This is a genomic window from Porphyrobacter sp. THAI-01a (assembly GCF_056868655.1).
Window position 1 is genome coordinate 2,352,279 of the sequence record NZ_CP180579.1, and the last position, 16,466, is coordinate 2,368,744.

General features: G+C 68.8%; 22 protein-coding genes. 11 read left to right on the forward strand and 11 right to left on the reverse strand.

The window, feature by feature from the left end:
* Positions 1 to 64 precede the first annotated feature (64 nt).
* From ACMX37_RS11425 to ACMX37_RS11445, 5 genes are all read right to left on the reverse strand, one after another.
* Entirely contained in the window at positions 65 to 856 is a 792-nt protein-coding gene (locus tag ACMX37_RS11425; RefSeq protein WP_483146042.1) for a hypothetical protein, read from the reverse strand.
* On the reverse strand, positions 837 to 1,274 hold the full coding sequence (locus ACMX37_RS11430; RefSeq protein ID WP_483146043.1) for a hypothetical protein: 438 nt from the start codon (positions 1,272 to 1,274) through the stop codon (positions 837 to 839). Before ACMX37_RS11430 ends, ACMX37_RS11425 begins: the two co-directional genes overlap by 20 nt.
* On the reverse strand, positions 1,271 to 2,293 hold the full coding sequence (locus ACMX37_RS11435; protein WP_483146044.1) for a cysteine synthase A: 1,023 nt from the start codon (positions 2,291 to 2,293) through the stop codon (positions 1,271 to 1,273). The genes ACMX37_RS11430 and ACMX37_RS11435 overlap by 4 nt, the downstream gene beginning before the upstream one ends.
* A gap of 108 nt (positions 2,294 to 2,401) precedes the next feature.
* Positions 2,402 to 2,773 carry a DUF1905 domain-containing protein gene (locus ACMX37_RS11440; RefSeq protein ID WP_483146045.1) on the reverse strand — a complete coding sequence of 124 codons (372 nt, stop codon included), beginning with the start codon at positions 2,771 to 2,773 and terminating at the stop codon, positions 2,402 to 2,404.
* Between the two features lie 18 nt (positions 2,774 to 2,791).
* Positions 2,792 to 3,109 (reverse strand): 2Fe-2S iron-sulfur cluster-binding protein, encoded by a 318-nt coding sequence (locus tag ACMX37_RS11445; RefSeq protein ID WP_088913628.1) that lies wholly within the window; start codon positions 3,107 to 3,109, stop codon positions 2,792 to 2,794.
* 106 nt (positions 3,110 to 3,215) lie between these two features.
* Here ACMX37_RS11445 and ACMX37_RS11450 point away from each other — a divergent pair, with 106 nt between their 5' ends.
* The gene (locus tag ACMX37_RS11450) at positions 3,216 to 3,833 is read left to right on the forward strand and encodes a DNA-3-methyladenine glycosylase family protein (protein WP_483146046.1); all 618 of its coding nucleotides are present in this window, start codon (positions 3,216 to 3,218) and stop codon (positions 3,831 to 3,833) included.
* A gap of 107 nt (positions 3,834 to 3,940) precedes the next feature.
* On the opposite strand, the gene ACMX37_RS11455 is transcribed toward ACMX37_RS11450, so the two are convergent.
* A complete protein-coding gene (locus ACMX37_RS11455) occupies positions 3,941 to 4,252 on the reverse strand; it encodes a GIY-YIG nuclease family protein (RefSeq protein WP_483146047.1) in 312 nt (103 codons plus the stop codon).
* Positions 4,253 to 4,452: 200 nt separating this feature from the next.
* Here ACMX37_RS11455 and ACMX37_RS11460 point away from each other — a divergent pair, with 200 nt between their 5' ends.
* Together ACMX37_RS11460 and ACMX37_RS11465 are read left to right on the forward strand one after the other, a co-directional pair.
* Positions 4,453 to 4,647 (forward strand): hypothetical protein, encoded by a 195-nt coding sequence (locus ACMX37_RS11460; RefSeq protein WP_483146048.1) that lies wholly within the window; start codon positions 4,453 to 4,455, stop codon positions 4,645 to 4,647.
* 55 nt (positions 4,648 to 4,702) lie between these two features.
* Entirely contained in the window at positions 4,703 to 5,509 is an 807-nt protein-coding gene (locus ACMX37_RS11465; RefSeq protein ID WP_483146049.1) for an SDR family oxidoreductase, read from the forward strand.
* Positions 5,510 to 5,616: 107 nt separating this feature from the next.
* Here the strand turns inward: ACMX37_RS11465 and ACMX37_RS11470 are convergent, their stop codons facing one another.
* A complete protein-coding gene (locus ACMX37_RS11470; protein ID WP_483146050.1) occupies positions 5,617 to 5,907 on the reverse strand; it encodes a 4a-hydroxytetrahydrobiopterin dehydratase in 291 nt (96 codons plus the stop codon).
* Positions 5,908 to 5,970: 63 nt separating this feature from the next.
* Between ACMX37_RS11470 and ccmA the strand changes: the two genes are divergently transcribed.
* From ccmA to ACMX37_RS11485, 3 genes are read left to right on the forward strand one after another with little or no spacing between them, the layout of a single operon-like run.
* Positions 5,971 to 6,585: a heme ABC exporter ATP-binding protein CcmA gene (gene ccmA, locus ACMX37_RS11475; RefSeq protein WP_483146051.1), complete on the forward strand. Its 615-nt coding sequence runs from the start codon at positions 5,971 to 5,973 to the stop codon at positions 6,583 to 6,585.
* Positions 6,582 to 7,235 (forward strand): heme exporter protein CcmB, encoded by a 654-nt coding sequence (locus ACMX37_RS11480; RefSeq protein ID WP_483146052.1) that lies wholly within the window; start codon positions 6,582 to 6,584, stop codon positions 7,233 to 7,235. Before ccmA ends, ACMX37_RS11480 begins: the two co-directional genes overlap by 4 nt.
* Positions 7,232 to 7,894 (forward strand): hypothetical protein, encoded by a 663-nt coding sequence (locus ACMX37_RS11485; protein ID WP_483146053.1) that lies wholly within the window; start codon positions 7,232 to 7,234, stop codon positions 7,892 to 7,894. Before ACMX37_RS11480 ends, ACMX37_RS11485 begins: the two co-directional genes overlap by 4 nt.
* A gap of 56 nt (positions 7,895 to 7,950) precedes the next feature.
* Here ACMX37_RS11485 and map read toward each other — a convergent pair whose 3' ends face one another.
* Together map and ACMX37_RS11495 are read right to left on the reverse strand one after the other, a co-directional pair.
* Positions 7,951 to 8,778: a type I methionyl aminopeptidase gene (gene map, locus ACMX37_RS11490; RefSeq protein ID WP_483146054.1), complete on the reverse strand. Its 828-nt coding sequence runs from the start codon at positions 8,776 to 8,778 to the stop codon at positions 7,951 to 7,953.
* Between the two features lie 32 nt (positions 8,779 to 8,810).
* A complete protein-coding gene (locus ACMX37_RS11495; protein ID WP_483146055.1) occupies positions 8,811 to 9,680 on the reverse strand; it encodes a PdaC/SigV domain-containing protein in 870 nt (289 codons plus the stop codon).
* A gap of 63 nt (positions 9,681 to 9,743) precedes the next feature.
* On the opposite strand from ACMX37_RS11495, the gene ACMX37_RS11500 reads away from it, so the two are divergent.
* From ACMX37_RS11500 to glnA, 5 genes are all read left to right on the forward strand, one after another.
* Positions 9,744 to 11,129, forward strand: coding sequence for a leucyl aminopeptidase family protein (locus ACMX37_RS11500; RefSeq protein WP_483146056.1), 1,386 nt, complete (start codon positions 9,744 to 9,746; stop codon positions 11,127 to 11,129).
* A gap of 97 nt (positions 11,130 to 11,226) precedes the next feature.
* On the forward strand, positions 11,227 to 11,589 hold the full coding sequence (locus tag ACMX37_RS11505; protein ID WP_483146057.1) for a hypothetical protein: 363 nt from the start codon (positions 11,227 to 11,229) through the stop codon (positions 11,587 to 11,589).
* Between the two features lie 5 nt (positions 11,590 to 11,594).
* Entirely contained in the window at positions 11,595 to 12,524 is a 930-nt protein-coding gene (gene argC, locus ACMX37_RS11510; protein ID WP_483146058.1) for an N-acetyl-gamma-glutamyl-phosphate reductase, read from the forward strand.
* A 232-nt stretch (positions 12,525 to 12,756) separates the two neighbouring features.
* Entirely contained in the window at positions 12,757 to 13,095 is a 339-nt protein-coding gene (locus ACMX37_RS11515; protein ID WP_054119870.1) for a P-II family nitrogen regulator, read from the forward strand.
* Positions 13,096 to 13,162: 67 nt separating this feature from the next.
* Positions 13,163 to 14,572, forward strand: coding sequence for a type I glutamate--ammonia ligase (glnA, locus tag ACMX37_RS11520; protein ID WP_088913615.1), 1,410 nt, complete (start codon positions 13,163 to 13,165; stop codon positions 14,570 to 14,572).
* 82 nt (positions 14,573 to 14,654) lie between these two features.
* Here the strand turns inward: glnA and ACMX37_RS11525 are convergent, their stop codons facing one another.
* On the reverse strand, positions 14,655 to 15,326 hold the full coding sequence (locus ACMX37_RS11525; protein WP_483146059.1) for a hypothetical protein: 672 nt from the start codon (positions 15,324 to 15,326) through the stop codon (positions 14,655 to 14,657).
* Positions 15,304 to 16,365, reverse strand: coding sequence for a hypothetical protein (locus ACMX37_RS11530; protein ID WP_483146060.1), 1,062 nt, complete (start codon positions 16,363 to 16,365; stop codon positions 15,304 to 15,306). The genes ACMX37_RS11525 and ACMX37_RS11530 overlap by 23 nt, the downstream gene beginning before the upstream one ends.
* Positions 16,366 to 16,466 lie beyond the last annotated feature (101 nt).

The window sequence follows — 16,466 nt, forward strand, 5'->3', positions numbered from 1 at the left end:
TCCCGTGCTTTCCCCGACTCCGACCGGCCGCGACTCCGGCCATCCCGCGATTTTCCCGATCCGCTCACCGCAGCGCCGCCGCGAGCAGTGCGGAAAGACCCGCTCCGCCCTCGCCCGCAAGCTCGGGATGTTCGAAGATGCCAGCATCCGCGATCAGTGTCACGCGTCCCTTGCCGACCGCGCAGCGCGCCGCCGCGCCGCCCGCGGCGATGGTGCAGTCCGCCGCCGCCGGATCGGTGACGCGCACCGTGCCGGCAAGCGCCAGCGGCAGGGCCTCACCCGCCAGCATTTCCGCCCTCACCGCGCCCGCCTGCCCCTCGTCGAAAGCGACCGCGAGGCCCCAGCGCGCCACCACCGGCGGGATCGGCGCGGCATCGACCGGGCGGCGCGGATCGCCGAGCGGCAGGTCGTATTCGCCCGTCAGCGCCGGATCGAGCGCCAGCAGCAGCCGCCCCCCGCCGCGCACCCACTCGTCGAGCGCCACATTGTCGGCCGGGGAGAGCCCGCGCGGCTGCACCACCGCCAGCCGCTCCAGCCCGGCGAGCGGATCGGTCTCGGGCGCATCGGGGGTGAGTCCGGGGATCGGCGAGAGGGTGTCGAGCGGCTCGATCACGTAGGCCCGCTCGAGCGCCGCACGCTGCCACGGCACGGCCGCGGTGCCGCCCGCCAGCGCGTCGATCCCGGTGCCGAGCGGCCAGTAGAGCGGCAGGCTCGTCATCAGGCCGAGGCGTTCGGCGGGCGCGGCATCGGACGGCGGCGCGGAAGGGGTCGCGGGCGCAGCCTCGCAGCCCGCCAGCGCCGCCAGCAGCAACGCCGCGATAGCGGCGCGGCGCGGCCTATTGCCGGGGTGCGGCATTGCCCGGGGCGGCGGGGCGCGGCGGCGGGGGCAGATCGAGCGGCGGCGGCACGGGCGAGGGGCTCGGCTGGGCGGCGATATCGGGCACGACCCCCGCATCGGCGAGCGGATTGGCCTGCGCGGGCGGCGCGCTCGGCTCGGTGGTGGGCGCAGCCTCGGGCGCGGCGAGCTTGTCGTTGCGGTCGGCCTGCCCGCCGATGATGCTCGCAAGCCCGACCAGCAGGACCATCGACCCGATCCCGAACAGCCCGACCTGGAGTCGCTGCACCGCCTCGGCGCGGACGACGCCGGCGGTGGTGACGTCCTCGGGCTCGGCGTCGGGCTCGCCGGGCGTTGCCGCCGCCGCATCGCCGGTGGTGCCGAACAGGCTGCGCTGGTTCATCCGCCGCAGCCGCTCGCGCCAGGACAGCCCGCTCATGCCGCCGCTCCCTGTTCCAGCCAGCCGAACACCGGCAGGCCCTTGGCCCTCAGCCATTCGGGGTTGTAGAGCGTCGAGAGGTAGCGGAACCCGGTGTCGCACAGGATCGTCGCCACCTGCGGGTTCGCCCGCCCCTCGGCGACCAGCTCGCGGCCCAGCATCACCGCGCCCGCCACGTTGATGCCCGAGGAAAGCCCGAGGCACAGCCCCTCCTCGCGCAGCAGCCGCTCGACCCAGACGAGGCCTTCCTCGTCGCTGATGCGGTATTGCGTGTCGATCGGCGCGCCTTCGAGATTGGCGGTGATGCGCCCCTGCCCGATGCCCTCGGCGACCGAGGAGCCCTCGGCCCGAAGCTCGCCGTGGGCGAAGTAGTTGTAGAGCGCCGCGCCGTGCGGATCGGTCAGCGCGATGCGGATGTCGGGGTTCTTCTCCTTCAGCCCCATGCCCACCCCGGCGATGGTCCCGCCGGTGCCCGCCGCGCAGGTGAAGCCGTCGATCCGCCCACCGGTCTGCTCCCAGATTTCCTGCGAGGTGCCCTCGATATGGGCCTTGCGGTTGGCGACATTGTCGAACTGCCCGGCCCAGACCGCGCCCGGCGTCTCCTCGGCCATGCGGCGCGAGACGTGCTGGAAATGGCCGGGATCGGAATATTTGGTCGGCGGGACGAGCACCAGCTGCGCCCCCAGCGCGCGCAGGGTGTCCATCTTCTCCTTGGACTGGTTGTCGGGCATGACGATGATCGTCCGGTAGCCCAGCGCATTGGCGACCAGCGCGATGCCGATGCCGGTGTTGCCCGCCGTCCCCTCGATCACCGTGCCGCCGGGCTTCAGCTCGCCCCGGCTTTCCGCGTCGCGGATCATCCACAGGGCCGCACGGTCCTTCACCGAGGAGCCGGGGTTGGCGAATTCGCACTTGCCCCAGATGTCGCAGCCCGCCGCAGCCGAGGGGCCGGCGAGGCGGACGAGCGGGGTGTTGCCGATAAGCGCGAGCGTGTCGCCGAAGGGGCGCGTGATGTTCATGGGCGCAGAGTTAGGCGCTGGAGACGCGCGGGGCAATGATCAAGGCGATGGAGCGTTCTCGTCATCGCGAGGAGCGTAGCGACGCGCCTGCGGCCCGCAATGACGAAGTTAGGTGAGGCTCAGCACCACCTCGACCTCGCCGCCCTCGGCAATCTTCTCCGCCTTGCGCACCGCGGCCTTCAAGGGGAGCAGCCAGCCGCCATGCGCCTTCGAGGGGAAGAGCGAGGTGCGCCAGGTGGTGCCGCCGATGGTCGCCTCGATCCGGACCGAGCCCCATGCATCGGCCTTCGTGGCAGCGGCCCTGATCGCGCCGGCGGTCTCGCCGTCGATGGTGAGGAAATACCAGCTGCCCTTGGCGGGCGCGCCGTCCGCGCCCTGCCACAGCCACACCGGCCCGCGCACCCTCCACGGCCCCGCGGCGGTGCCCTCGGGGGCGTGACCCAGTTCGTCGCGCAGGAAGCGGGCGAGATCGGCGTCCACCGGCCCGCCCCTTGCCGATCAATCCTCGGGGGCGATGGTGACGTGCAGCCCGTCGAGATCCGCGGTGAAGGGGATCTGGCACGACAGGCGCGAGGTCGGGGCGCGGTGGTCGGAGGATTCCAGCAGGTCGTCCTCGTCCTCGCTCATCTTGGGGAGCTTGTCGGCGAAGGCCGGATCGACCACCACGTGGCAGGTCGCACACGAACAGCACCCGCCGCACAGCGCCAGCAGTTCGTCGAAGCCGTTGTCGCGGATCGCCTCCATCACGGTAAGCCCGTCATCGACGGTGATCTCGCTGGTGGCGCCTTCGCGGTTGGTGACGACCAGTCTGGGCATGGAGTGCGGTTCCTTCCGGGCTGTTGAGCGCAAGACTGTGCGCTGTGAGAATGCGCCGAGGCTGCTAAGATACTCTCGGGGCCAAGGCAAGATAAGGAAATTGGGAGTGGGCTTGAGCGCCGAAAAATTGCGCGGGGATCTGGATGCGCTGGCGGCGCGCGAGCCGAAGGTGGCGCGCGCCATCGCGGCGGTGGGCTACCCCGAGCCGCGCCTGCGCGACCGCGGCTTCGTGACCATGCTGCGCACGATCGTGGGCCAGCAGGTCTCGGTCGCGGCGGCGGCCTCGATGTGGAGAAAGCTCGAGGGCGAACTGGGCGAGGGCTTCACGCCCGGATGCCTCCTGAAGCGGGATTTCGACACCCTGCGCGCCTGCGGGCTGTCGCGCCAGAAGCAGGGCTATGCGCGCTCGCTGTGCGAGCTGGTCGAGGCGGGCGAACTCGATTTCCATGCGCTGCCCGAGGACGACGAGGAAGCGATCGCCCTCCTCACCCGCATCAAGGGCATCGGCCGCTGGTCGGCAGAGATCTACCTGCTCTTCGCCGAGGGCCGCCCCGACATCTGGCCCGCCGGCGACCTCGCGGTGCAGGAGGGGGTGAAGCGGCTGCTCGGGCTGGAGGAGCGCCCGGCAGAGAAGGCGACCCGCGCTCTCGCCGAGCCCTGGTCGCCGCAGCGCGGGGCGATGGCGATCTTCACCTGGCATTACTACGCCAACCCGGCGCTTTAGGGCTGCGTCCGGTATCGGCATTTTCGGTTCAGGAGCTGCCGTTCGGGTATCGACCCCGGAGCCGACATCTCACGCCCTCGTCGCCCCGTGCTTGACACGGGGCTTGGCTACCTCTGCTCCGGCTGGGATGCGAACCATCGCTCCCACAAATCGTCCCAATCGGGATTGTCCGCCTCGATCAGCGCGAACTTCCATTCGCGCCGCCATTTCTTGACGACTTTCTCGCGGGCGATGGCGCCTTCGATGGTGTCGTGGCGTTCGACATAGACAAGCCGCGTCTTGGCGAAATCAGCGACATGGCGCGAACCCGTGCCCTCGCGGTGCTGATAAACACGGGCGAGCGCATCCGCGCTCACGCCGACATACATCCCGCCGCGAAAGCGGTTCGCCATGATGTAGACCCAGCCACCCTTTTCCATCGTCAGAGTATCGCAGCCACAGCTGACGAAGAACAGCCAAGCCCCGTGTCAAGCACGGGGCGACGGTGTGGGGTAATGGCAGCTTCCCACCCACTTTCCGCCATTCGTGCCAACTTTCCGCACTCCCGAAATCGGACGCGTGGCGCGCTTTCCTACCGGGGGGCTTGCCGCTAGCCTCGGGCGGTTCTTTCGCATCGTTGATGCCGCGCGAGGTCGCCGCGCAGGGCTGTCCGGCTCCCCATTCAGGCGGAGAAAACACAAGACACAGTGTCAACTTCGGTTTTGCCGAGCAACAACATGAAATATCGTGGAAATTCCTGCAGGAAATCGAAGTTTACAGTGTCAACTTTGTAATCTTCGCCCGCCGCTGTGCGTTGGCGCACTCTGCCTGCTGACAAGCCTGTCAGTCCGCTCTAGACGGTTGCAAAACGCAATCGAGAGGGGATCATCATGAGCACGCAGCGCAGCATCTTCATCACCGGCGGCGGATCGGGCATCGGGCGCGCGACGGCGCTGCACTTCGCCGCGCGGGGCTGGTTCGTCGGGGTGGCCGACATCAATGCCGGCGGGATGGCCGAGACGCTCAACCTGATCCAGGGCAGCGCCAAGTGGGCAGGCCCGCTCGACGTGCGCGACCGCAAGGGCTGGGACGAGGCGCTCGCCGCCTTCGCCGCGGCCGCCGGGGGGCGGATCGATGCGCTGGTCAACAATGCCGGGATCGGCACCGGCGGATCGCTCTCCGAGCTCGACCCGGAGGAAATCGACCGCTGCCTCGACATCAACCTGAAGGGCGTGCTCTACGGCGCGCAGGCGGTCTATCCCTACCTGCAGAAGACCGCCCCGGGATCGGCCCTCGTCAACATCGCGAGCGCCGCCGGCATCGCGGGCTCGGCGGGGATGAGCGTCTATTGCGCGACCAAGTTCGGGGTGCGCGCGGTCTCCGAGAGCCTCGATGCCGAATGGGCCGGCGACCGCATCACCGTCGCCTCGGTGTGCCCGGGCTTCATCGAGACCCCGCTGCTCGACGGCACGGGCAACCGCAGGTCGAACGAGCAGATCCGCGACCGGGTGCGCGCGGCGGGGCTGGAGATCACGCCGGTGGAGCGCGTCGCCGAGGCGGTCTGGGACGCGGTCCACGGGGACAAGCTCGACTACTTCGTCGGCGCGACCGCCAAGCGCATGGCCTTCGCCAAGCGCTGGATGCCGGGCAAGGTCAGGAAGCAGCTGCGGGCGAGCCTGCGGCCGCTTGGGCAGTGAAACCGAAGTCCGTTCGTGCTGAGCTTGTCGAAGCACTGTTCTTCTTGAGCATGGCGTAGAGCACGAAGAAAAAGTGCAGCCCTTCGACAGGCTCAGGGCGAACGGTGCTAAAGAAGCCCGTCGATCGTGGCCGCCATCCGAGCATCGCGCAGGGACAGCCCGCCCGCATCGTGGGTGGTCAGCGTCACCTCGACGCGGTTGTAGACGTTGAACCATTCGGGGTGGTGATCCTGCGCCTCGGCCAGCAGGGCGACGCGGTTCATGAAGCCCCAGGCCTCGGAGAAGTCCCGGAAACGGAAGGTCCGCGCGATCGCCTTGCCCTCGCGCGCCAGGCTCCATTCGGGGTGCGCGGCCAGCAGCGCGGCGGTTTCGTCGGGGGTGAGTTCGGGGACGGACATCGGTTGGTTCCTCGGATCGGGTCGCTTGTTTGCGGGCGCCCTTTTCCCTAACGCTGCGGCCCGATGCAAGCGCCCTCGCCCAGCCTGATCGCCGACAACCTCGCCTGCCGCCGGGGTGAGCGGCTGCTGTTCCGGCGGCTGTCGTTCCGGCTGGAAGCGGGCGCGGCGTGCCATGTGACCGGGGCCAACGGCGCGGGCAAGACGACGCTGATCCGCGCGCTGGCGGGGCTGACCACGCCCTTTGCGGGCGAGGTCCGGCGCGAGGGCGCGCTGGCGCTGCTCGACGAGCGCACGGGTCTCGATCCCGACCTGCCGCTGGGCCGCGCGCTGGCCTTCTGGTCCGGGATCGACCGCGTCGCCGACGGGCAGGCGATCATGGCGCGGCTGCGGCTCGATGCGCTGGCCGAGGTGCCGGTGCGCTACCTCTCGACCGGCCAGAGAAAGCGCGCAGCGCTCGCCCGGGTGCTGGGGCAGGCCGCACCCGTGTGGCTGCTCGACGAGCCGCTCTCGGGCCTCGATGCCGCTTCGCAAGAGCTGGTCGGCGAGTTGGTGCGCGGGCATTGTGCCGGCGGCGGGATCGCGCTGATCGCCTCGCACCAGCCGCTGGACGTGCCGGGCATGACCAGCTTCGCGATCGAGGACTTCGCCCCCGCGCCGGACGAGGAGGAGGAGGCATGATCGGCGCCCTGCTCCGCCGCGATCTGGCGCAGTTCTTCCCCTTCACCGGGAGCGGGGCGGCGCTGCCGGTCGTGTTCTTCGTCGCGGTCGCGATGCTGTTCCCCTTCGCGGTCGGGCCGGATGCCAACGTGCTGGCGCGGACGGGCGGCGGGGTGGTATGGATCGCGGCGCTGCTGGCGGCGATCCTGCCGCTGGAAAAGCTGGTTGCGCGCGACATCGCCCTCGGGTTCTTCGACCAACTGCGCCTGCGCGGGATCACCGAGGAGGCGATGATGGCGGTGCGCCTCCTCGCCCACTGGCTGAGCTTCGGCCCGCCGCTCCTGCTGGCGACCTTCCCCGCCGCCGCGCTCCTGAAGATCGAGGGGGAGAGCTTCCAGATCCTCCTCCTCGGTCTGCTCGCGGGGACGCCGGGCCTCGCCGCCATCGGCCTGATGATCGCCGCGCTCACCGCCTCGCTGAGGGCCGGCGCGGCGCTTTCGGGGCTGCTGCTGATCCCGCTCGCGCTGCCGATCCTGATCTTCGGCGCGGGGGCGCTGGCGCGGCAGGATCCTGTGAGCCTCGGCTTCGTTGGTGCGATAAGCCTCGGCCTCGTCGCCCTTGCGCCGTTTGCCGCAGGGGCCGCGATCAGGGCCGCCAGAGAGATTTCGTGAGAGCACCCGAAAGCCACGTCCGCGCCAACATCCTGATGGGCAACATCGCGCTGGGGCTGCTGGGGTTCACCCTGTTCGCCTTCGCGCTCAAGGCCGTCGCCCATCCGCAGGTGCAGGCGCGCTACACCCCGCTGGTGGTGTTCCACGCCGGGAGCATGATCGCATGGCTGACCCTGCTGGCGAGCCAGAGCTTCCTCGCCGCCCGCTTCAGGCTGGCCGCGCACCGGGCGACGGGCCGCGCCTCGATCGCGCTGGTGGGGGCGATGCTGGTGAGCGGCGGAGTGATCTCGTGGCGCATCGGGCAGGAACTCGGGCGCCCCGAGGTGACGGTGGTGAACCTTGCCGCCTTCGCGACCTTCGTGCCGCTCTATTTCCTCGCCCTGCACCACGCCCGCCGGAGGGACATCGCCGCCCACCGGCAGGCGATGCTGATCGCGACGCTGGCGCTGATGACCCCCGCCTATGCCCGCGTGGTGCAGGTGCTCGGCCTGCCCGATCCGGTCGCGATTGCGGTTCAGCCGCCGATCACGATTGCGATTGCTGCGGGCTACGACTGGGTGCTGCACGGGCGGGTGACGCGGCCCACGCTGGCGATGCTGGGGTTCTCGGTGGGGCTGGTCGTGGTGATGAGCGCGGTGCTGGCGGCGTTATTCTTGTGAGGCTTTAGGCAGCGGCGCCCCGGGTCAAGCCGGGGATGCGTGGGTCGGTTGCCGCGCTACACGTAAGGCGGGAAATCGCGCCCCGTCGGGCTCTTGGTGAAGATCTCGTTCCCGGTCTCGGTGATCGCGATCGAGTGCTCGAACTGCGCGGAGAGCGATTTGTCGCGCGTCACCGCGGTCCAGCCGTCGCCGAGCACCTTGGCCCAGGGCTTGCCGAGGTTGATCATCGGCTCGATGGTGAAGAACATGCCCGGCTTGAGCTCCGGCCCCGTGCCCGCGCGCGCGGCGTGGACCACCTCGGGGGCGTCGTGGAACAGGCGCCCGAGGCCGTGGCCGCAGAACTCGCGGACCACGCCGTAGCGGAATTGCGAGGCGTGCGCCTCGATCGCCGCGCCGATATCGCCCAGCCTTGCGCCGGGCTTGGCCGCCGCGATGCCGAGCATCAGGCACTCATAGGTCACCTCGACCAGCTTCCTCGCCTTGAGCGGCGGCTCGCCGGCGTAGAACATCCGGCTCGTGTCGCCATGCCAGCCGTCGACCAGCGGGGTCACGTCGATGTTGAGGATGTCGCCGTCCTTCAGCACCTTGTCGCCCGGGATGCCGTGGCAGATCACGTGGTTGATCGAGATGCAGGAGCTGTGCGCATAGCCGCGGTAGCCCAGCGTCGCGGGGATCGCGCCGGCGTCGAGCATCATGCCGCGGATCGCATCGTCGATGCTCCCCGTGGTGACGCCGGGCTTCACCAGTTCGACGCAGGCGTCGAGGATCTCGGCGGCAAGGCGGCCGGCCTTGCGCATGCCCTCGAAGCCCTCGGGCGTGTGGAGCTTGATGGAGCCATCGCGGTAGACGGTCGTATCGCCGTCGACGAGTTGATAGTCGTGCATCGGCCCCACATAGCGACTGCGGGCGCGGATTGCTACTTGCTGGCTGCGAAAGCCGCCTTGTATTCGGGCCTGACCGCCGCCAGCACCTTGGCCGTCACCGGCAGCGTCACCTCGTAGACGCCCTCGGCATAGGCGCCCGCGACATAGGGCGCGGCGATCAGGCCGATGCGGTCGAAGGCTTTGCGGCTGCCCGAGCCGACCAGCACGGTGAGATCGGCAATCGCGGGGCACGGAAAGATCCCATCCTCGCTGTAGGCCCCCTCGAAACGCTTGATCTTCTCGGCCTTGAGCGCCTTGCACCATGCCGGCCCGAGCGCCTCCTGCAAGGCCTCGGGCGAGCGGAACATCGCCTTGGGGTCGATCGCCTCCCGGGCCTTGCGGTCCCACACCAGCGCATCGAAACCGCCGTTGCCGTGGGCACCGCCGGTATAGGCGTAGAAGCTCGCCGAGAGGGAGAGGAAGCGCGGCAGATCGGCGACCACGTCCCAGCTCTTCTCGAAGGAGCGGTTGACGCAACCGAGGCAGTCGCCCTCGGCGAATTCGCGCAGGGCCTCGTCCCAGTCGGCGCGCTGTTCGGCGAGCAGCTGGTCGCGCTCGGCGGCGAAACGGGCGGTGAGTTGGGGCACGGCGGCGACCTTGGCGGGCCAGGTGTAGGAAAACTCGCGCAGCGCCTCGCCCGACCTCACGGTATAGGTGGCGGTTTCGGCGAAGGCGGTCTTGTCCGGGGCGGGAGCGGAGGGCTCGGGGGGCGGCGGGGGCGTCTGGGCCGCGATCCCGGCGGGCAGGCTGCCGAGCGCGAGGATCGCCGCGCCCAGCAGGGCGGCGATGCGCGGGCGTCGCGATGTCGTTGTGCCCTCATCCCCCGGTCGTTGCCGTTTCACGTGGAACATGTTGCTGGTCATTGTGGCCCCCTCCCTGTCCGAATCCGCTGGTGACATCGGCGCGGGGGGGATTATGGAACGGCAATGACCGAAGCCAAAGCCCTGATCCGGCCCGACCGCGGCGAAAGCGCGGTGGCCATCCACCTCGTTTCCAAGGACACCTTCGAGGCCTTCGCCAAGGGCCTCTCAGCAGCCCAGCGCGCGGCCCTCGCGGCGCAGAAGTTCGAGGGTGGCGGCTACCAGTATGCCATTGTTCCCGATGGCGATTCCTGGTTCGTGGTGAGCGGGGTGGCGAATGTCGAGAGCCTCTCGAGCTGGTGCCTCGCCAAGCTCGCCGAGGAACTGCCCGAGGGGCTCTACCGGCTCGCCGGCGGCGATCCCGGGCCGGCGATGTTCGGCTGGGTGACGGGGCAATACCGCTTCACCCGCTACAAGAGCGAGGACAAGAGCCAGGGCCCGCGCGTCCTCCTGACCGGGCAGGTCGGGCAGATCGACAGCTATGTCTCTGAAGCGGAAGCGGAAATCGCCGTGCGCGATCTCGTCAACGCGCCGCCCGAGGACATGGGACCGGCAGACCTCGAGGCCGAGTGCGAACGCCTCGCCAAGGCCCACAAGGCCGATCTGACCGTGGTGCGGGGCGATGCGCTCGAACAGGAATATCCGATGGTCCACGCCGTCGGCCGGGCCGCGGCGCGCCAGCATGCGCCGCGGCTGATGCACCTCGTCTGGGGCGATCCGGCGCACCCGGTGCTGGCGGTGGTCGGCAAGGGGGTGTGTTTCGATTCCGGGGGCCTGAACATCAAGCCGGGCTCGGGCATGCGGTTGATGAAGAAGGACATGGGCGGTGCGGCCCATGCGCTGGCGCTCGCCGGTCTGATCATGGGCGCACGGCTCAAGGTGCGGCTGCATCTGATTGTTCCGGCGGTGGAAAATGCGATTTCGGGTGGAGCGTTCCGGCCTGGCGACATCCTCAAGAGCCGCAAGGGCCTGACGGTCGAGATCGACAACACCGACGCCGAAGGGCGCCTCATCCTCGGCGACGCGCTGACCCGCGCCTCGGAGGAAAGTCCCGACCTGATCGTCGATTTCGCCACGCTGACCGGCGCGGCGCGGGTCGCGCTCGGACCCGACCTGCCGGCGCTGTTCGCACGCCGCGACGAGACCGCAGACGCCTTCCTCGCCGCCGGCAAGGCGAACGACGATGCCGCCTGGCGCCTGCCGCTGCACGAGGGATACCGCGAATACCTCGCCTCCGACGTGGCCGACATGGCGAACTCGGCCGCCAATCCCTTTGCGGGGGCAAGCGTCGCGGGCCTGTTCCTCGACCGCTTCGTGGGCGAGGGGATCGACTGGGTGCATTTCGACACCTTCGCCTGGTCGCCCGCCCCCAAGCCGGGTCGCGCGCGCGGTGGGCGCGGGCTGGGTCTGAGGGCCGCATGGCACGCCATCCGCGCCCGATACGGCAGCTGAGCTTGCCCCGCGCGCCGCTTGCCGCTAACGGGCCTGCCACGCTGCACGGCCTGGGGAGAGGCCGCGGGCGTCACCTGAGAAGGCCAGAAGTAAACCCATGAGCGGCGCGCAGCGCGAGACGACGGAATATGCAGTGCCTGCGGGCGTGCTGGGTCTGAAGGGCCCGGTGGAAAAGCCTGCGCCCGGCACGCTGCCGCTGCGCGGCGATCTGGCGCACATCGCGCTCGCCGGGAGCCACCTCGCCGCGCATTACGTGATCCCCCATGTCCACGCCGTCGGCGCGGAGGGCGCAGGCCTGCGCCTCGCCCCGCGCGCGGATGGTGAGATCTTCGCGAACCTTCCCGCCGGGAGCCGGTTCGAGCTGCTCGATGTGGCGGGCGAATGGGTGTGGGGCTGCCCCGGACCGCAGGGGCCGACCGGCTGGTGCCGGGCGAGCGACCTCGCTCCCGGCGAGAGCTGAGGCGGGTGGCGATCCGCCTGTTCATCGACGGGGCTGCGGGCACGACCGGCCTCGAGATCCGCGAGCGGCTGCAAGGGCGCGGCGAGTTCGAATTGCTGGTGCTGGACGATGCCCAGCGCAAGGACGAGAGCGCGCGCCGCGACGCGCTCCACGAAGCCGACATCGCGATCCTTTGCCTCCCCGATGAAGCAGCAAAGGATGCTGTACGACTGGCCGACGGGGCGGCAACGCGCATCATCGACGCCTCAAGCGCCCACCGCGTGGCCGAGGGCTGGACCTACGGCTTTCCCGAAATGGTCGGGCATGAGGCGATCGCCAATGCCCGTCTGGTGAGCAATCCGGGGTGCTACCCCACCGGCTTCCTGGCGCTGGTGGCGCCGCTTGTGCGCGCGGGGCTGCTGCCCGCCGACTGGCCCTATACCGTCAATGCCGTGAGCGGCTATTCCGGGGGCGGGAACGCGCTGATCGACCGCTTCGAGGCCGATCCCGACATCGCCTTCCGCGCCTATGGCCTCGCGCTCGGGCACAAGCACCTGCCGGAGATGCAGGCCTATGCGGGCCTTGCCCATGCGCCGGTGTTCTCGCCGAGCGTGATCCCCGCCCATCGCGGCATGGTGGTCGACGTGCCCCTGCCGCTCGCCGCGCTGCCCGGCCAGCCGCGGGCCGATGCGCTGCACGCGGCGCTCGCGGCGCAGTTTGCGGGCAGCGGCCTCGTGTCGGTCGCGCCGCTCGCGCCGGTTCCGGGGGAGATGCTGCTGCTGCGCTCGGCAAGCCCTTGGGACGGCCTTGCGCTCCATGTCTGTCCCTCGCCGGACGGCACGCAGGCGCGGCTTGTCGCGGTGCTCGACAACCTCGGCAAGGGCGCGTCCGGAGCCGCGATCCAGAACCTCAACATCATGTGCGGACTGCCCGAAACTACCGGCCTGCGCCTCTGACTGCAGAGCGCCTTGCTTAAAATTTAGGCATGCGGTGATCTGATGCTGTGCACCATTGCGCAGTGCACCATAATGTTGCTAACCGGCCAGCACGGGCGAAAGACATCCCTCCCCTTGAGTCTTCAAGCGGCAAGGATTGTTCGCAGCCATCATCCATGGCTTGGCACGATTCTTGTTAAGAATCGGTCAGCATTCCAGCCAGGCGCGAACGGGGCCAATCGACGGGGACGACGTGAAAAAGATCGAAGCGATCATCAAACCCTTCAAGCTCGACGAAGTGAAGGAGGCGCTCCACGAGATCGGCGTGTCCGGCATCACCGTCACCGAGGCCAAGGGCTTCGGGCGCCAGAAGGGCCATACCGAGCTGTACCGTGGCGCCGAATATGTCGTGGATTTCCTCCCCAAGGTGAAGCTCGAGGTGGTCGTCGCCGACGACCAGGCCGAGCGCGTGGTCGAGGCGATCGCCGCCGCTGCCCAGACGGGGCGCATCGGCGACGGCAAGATCTTCGTCACCGCCATCGAGAGCGCGCTGCGCATCCGCACAGGCGAGACCAACGACGACGCGATCTGATTTTCCACCCTCTCCAGCCTGCCGCGGGGGCAGGCCGAACGCATCAAGTACCCGGAGGCAATAAGAAATGTCGAAAGCAAAAGACGTCCTGAAGAAGATCAAGGACGAGGAAATCGAGTGGGTGGACCTGCGCTTCACCGACCCCAAGGGCAAGTGGCAGCACCTCACCATGGTGGCCAGCGTCATGGGCGAAGATGAACTGGAAGACGGCCTCATGTTCGACGGCTCGTCGATTGCCGGCTGGAAGGTCATCAACGAAAGCGACATGATCCTGAAGCCCGACCTGAGCGAGACCTGGGTCGATCCCTTCAGCGCCACCCCGATGCTGATCATCAACTGCGACATCGTCGAGCCTTCGACCGGCGACTGGTACGCCCGTGACCCGCGCACGACCGCCAAGCGCGCCGAGGCCTACCTGAAGTCGACCGGCATCGGCGACACCGTCTATGTCGGCCCCGAAGCCGAGTTCTTCATGTTCGACGACGTGCGCTTCGAGGACGGCTATGCCGGCTCGGGCTTCTCGATCGACGACATCGAACTGCCGACCAACACCGCCAAGGAATACGACAACGGCAACATGGGCCACCGCCCGCGTGCCAAGGGCGGCTACTTCCCGGTCGCGCCGGTCGACTCCGCGGTCGACATCCGCGCCGAGATGGTCTCGACCATGCTCGAGATGGGCCTGCCCTGCGACAAGCACCACCACGAAGTCGCCGCCGCCCAGCACGAGCTGGGCCTGACCTTCGGCACGCTGGTGCAGACCGCCGACCGCATGCAGATCTACAAGTATGTCGTGCACCAGGTCGCCCATGCCTACGGCAAGACCGCGACCTTCATGCCCAAGCCCATCAAGGCCGATAACGGCAGCGGCATGCACACCCACATGTCGATCTGGAAGGACGGCAAGCCGATGTTCGCGGGCAATGAATACGCGGGCCTTTCGGAAATGTGCCTCTACTACATCGGCGGCGTCATCAAGCACGCCAAGGCATTGAACGCCTTCACCAACCCGACCACCAACAGCTACAAGCGCCTGGTGCCGGGCTTCGAGGCGCCGGTGCTGCTGGCCTATTCGGCCCGCAACCGCTCGGCCTCTTGCCGCATCCCCTATGGTGCGGGCGACAAGGCCAAGCGCGTCGAGTTCCGTTTCCCCGATGCGATGGCCAACCCCTACCTCGCTTATGCGGCGCTGCTGATGGCGGGTCTCGACGGGATCGAGAACAAGATCCACCCGGGCGAGGCGATGGACAAGAACCTCTACGATCTGCCGCCGGCCGAGCTCGCCGAAGTGCCGACCGTGTGCGGTTCGCTCCGCGAGGCGCTCGACAGCCTGGCTGCCGATCACGAGTTCCTGCTCAAGGGCGACGTGTTCACCAAGGACCAGATCGAGGCCTACATGGAACTGAAGTGGGAAGAGGTGATCCGCACCGAGACCACCCCCTGCCCGGTCGAATTCGACATGTACTACTCGATGTGATCCCGCGCCCCTTCGGGGGCCGGAGCATCGGACAAGAGGCCCGGGGATCGCTCCCCGGGCCTTTTTGCGTGGGCGGCAGTCCTCAGGGCTTTGTCGTCATGCCGCTGCCGATCCTGAGATAGCGCCGCATCACTTCGCGGTGATGGCCCGGGTCCGCGCCCGAACAGGCGAACAGCAGCAGCCCCGCAGGCGCGGGCATGATCGCCCAGGTCGCCCGCACATCCTCGCTGCTGCGCGTGTCCCAGCCGAGCAGCTTGAGCGGAACGGCGGTGCGCTGCCCGGGCGTGTCGAGCACCATCGTCGCGCGGTTCTCGATCGTGAAGCCGAGCTGGGCGATCAGCGGGTCGAAGGGCTCGTAGAGCGTATCGATCTCGGCCTGGATCGCGGCCATCGTGAAGGCGGCGAAGCTGCCGTCGGGGAGCCGCTGGGCGGCGCATTTCGTCTCGATCGTGCCGGCATCGAAGATGAAGCTGCGCATCGGCCCGGCCATGTCGATCCGTCCACCATTGGGCATGGTGAAGCGGTACCATCCCTCCTCGTCGGCAAAGGCGAGCCCGCCGGTCGCGGCATTGTCGGGATCGGGCAGCAACTGCCCGCGCGCCTCGGCAGGGATCACGAGCCCGCCCGACGCATCGACCGCGACCGCCGCCTGGGGCGCCCGCGTTTCGCCTTCGAGCGGGTTGGTCTGGGCACCGGCCGGCGCGGCGAGCGCGAGCAGGAGGAGCGCGAGGCTAGGCCGCAGCGGGATTGGCATTGATCACCCCCATGTAAAGCCCGTGCGTGGCGCGCGCGGCATCGAGCGCGGCGGTCTGCAGCAGGGCGGGATCGACCCGGTACTGGTAGGTCGAATAGTTGTAGCCGAAGGTCGGGCGCGAGGGCGCGGCCATGTTCGGCTCGGTCCACCAGGCGTTGGAGCGCACATAGGCGTTCCATTCCTCGATCTCGGCATTGTTGTTGAAACTGCTGGTCTGCACCAGTTTCCCCGCCTGACCGACCGCCACGCGGTCCTCGAGGATCACCCGCGCCATCTCGCCCGCCAGCGCGATCTTGGCGTGGAAGAAATTGCAGTGCGTGAACAGCGGCACCAGGAACAGGCCGGGCTGGATGCCCACATTGGCCCCGCCTCCATAGGTCGAATGGCCGCTGCCGGTCAGCGCGGCGAAGTCCATGACGAGGCTCGGGATCACCACCACGCACTTGAGCGCCGCCGACATCGCGTTGAGGGCGCGGGCATTGCCGAGATTGAAGGGCGAGCGATCGGACAGCGGCGCCTCCGGACCGATGGTCAGCAGCGGAAGGTATTCCGGGCTCACCACGGCAACGGTGCGCGAATCCGCGAAGGGCTTCTTGAGGAAGGGATCGGGCGTCGGGTCGAGCTTCTTGAAGCCCTCGCTTGCCGAGATCTCGTTCCAGCCGAGCACCGTGCGCCCGGTGGCGCGCAGCCGCTCGATGAAGTCGGTGAAGGCCAGATGGGCGATCTGGCGCATCATCGCCGCATCGACCCCGACGAGGTCGGCGGTGAGATCGACCTTGGTCGACCCCTGCCCGCTGCTGGCCCCCATGCCGTTGCGCATTACCAGGCCGAACCGGTACGACGGCACGGCGATCCGCGTCGTGCGCGCAAGGATCTTGGCCATTACCTGGTGGTAGTTCTTCAGGCTCATGCCGGAGAGCGGCACCATGCCCTCCGCCGCACGGGCCGGAGGCGCTGCAAGTCCACCTGCTGCCAGAGCCCCCATTACTCCGGCACCGCCATGCAGCATCGAACGCCGGTCCCAATCCGTTCCGCTCATTCAAACCCCCTTTGAATGTGCGCCCGTTCTTTTCGTCGGAAATTACCACGAGGTTGCAAGGCTCGCAACCCAAGGGCGGAGTTGCTTCACCTCCGCGCACG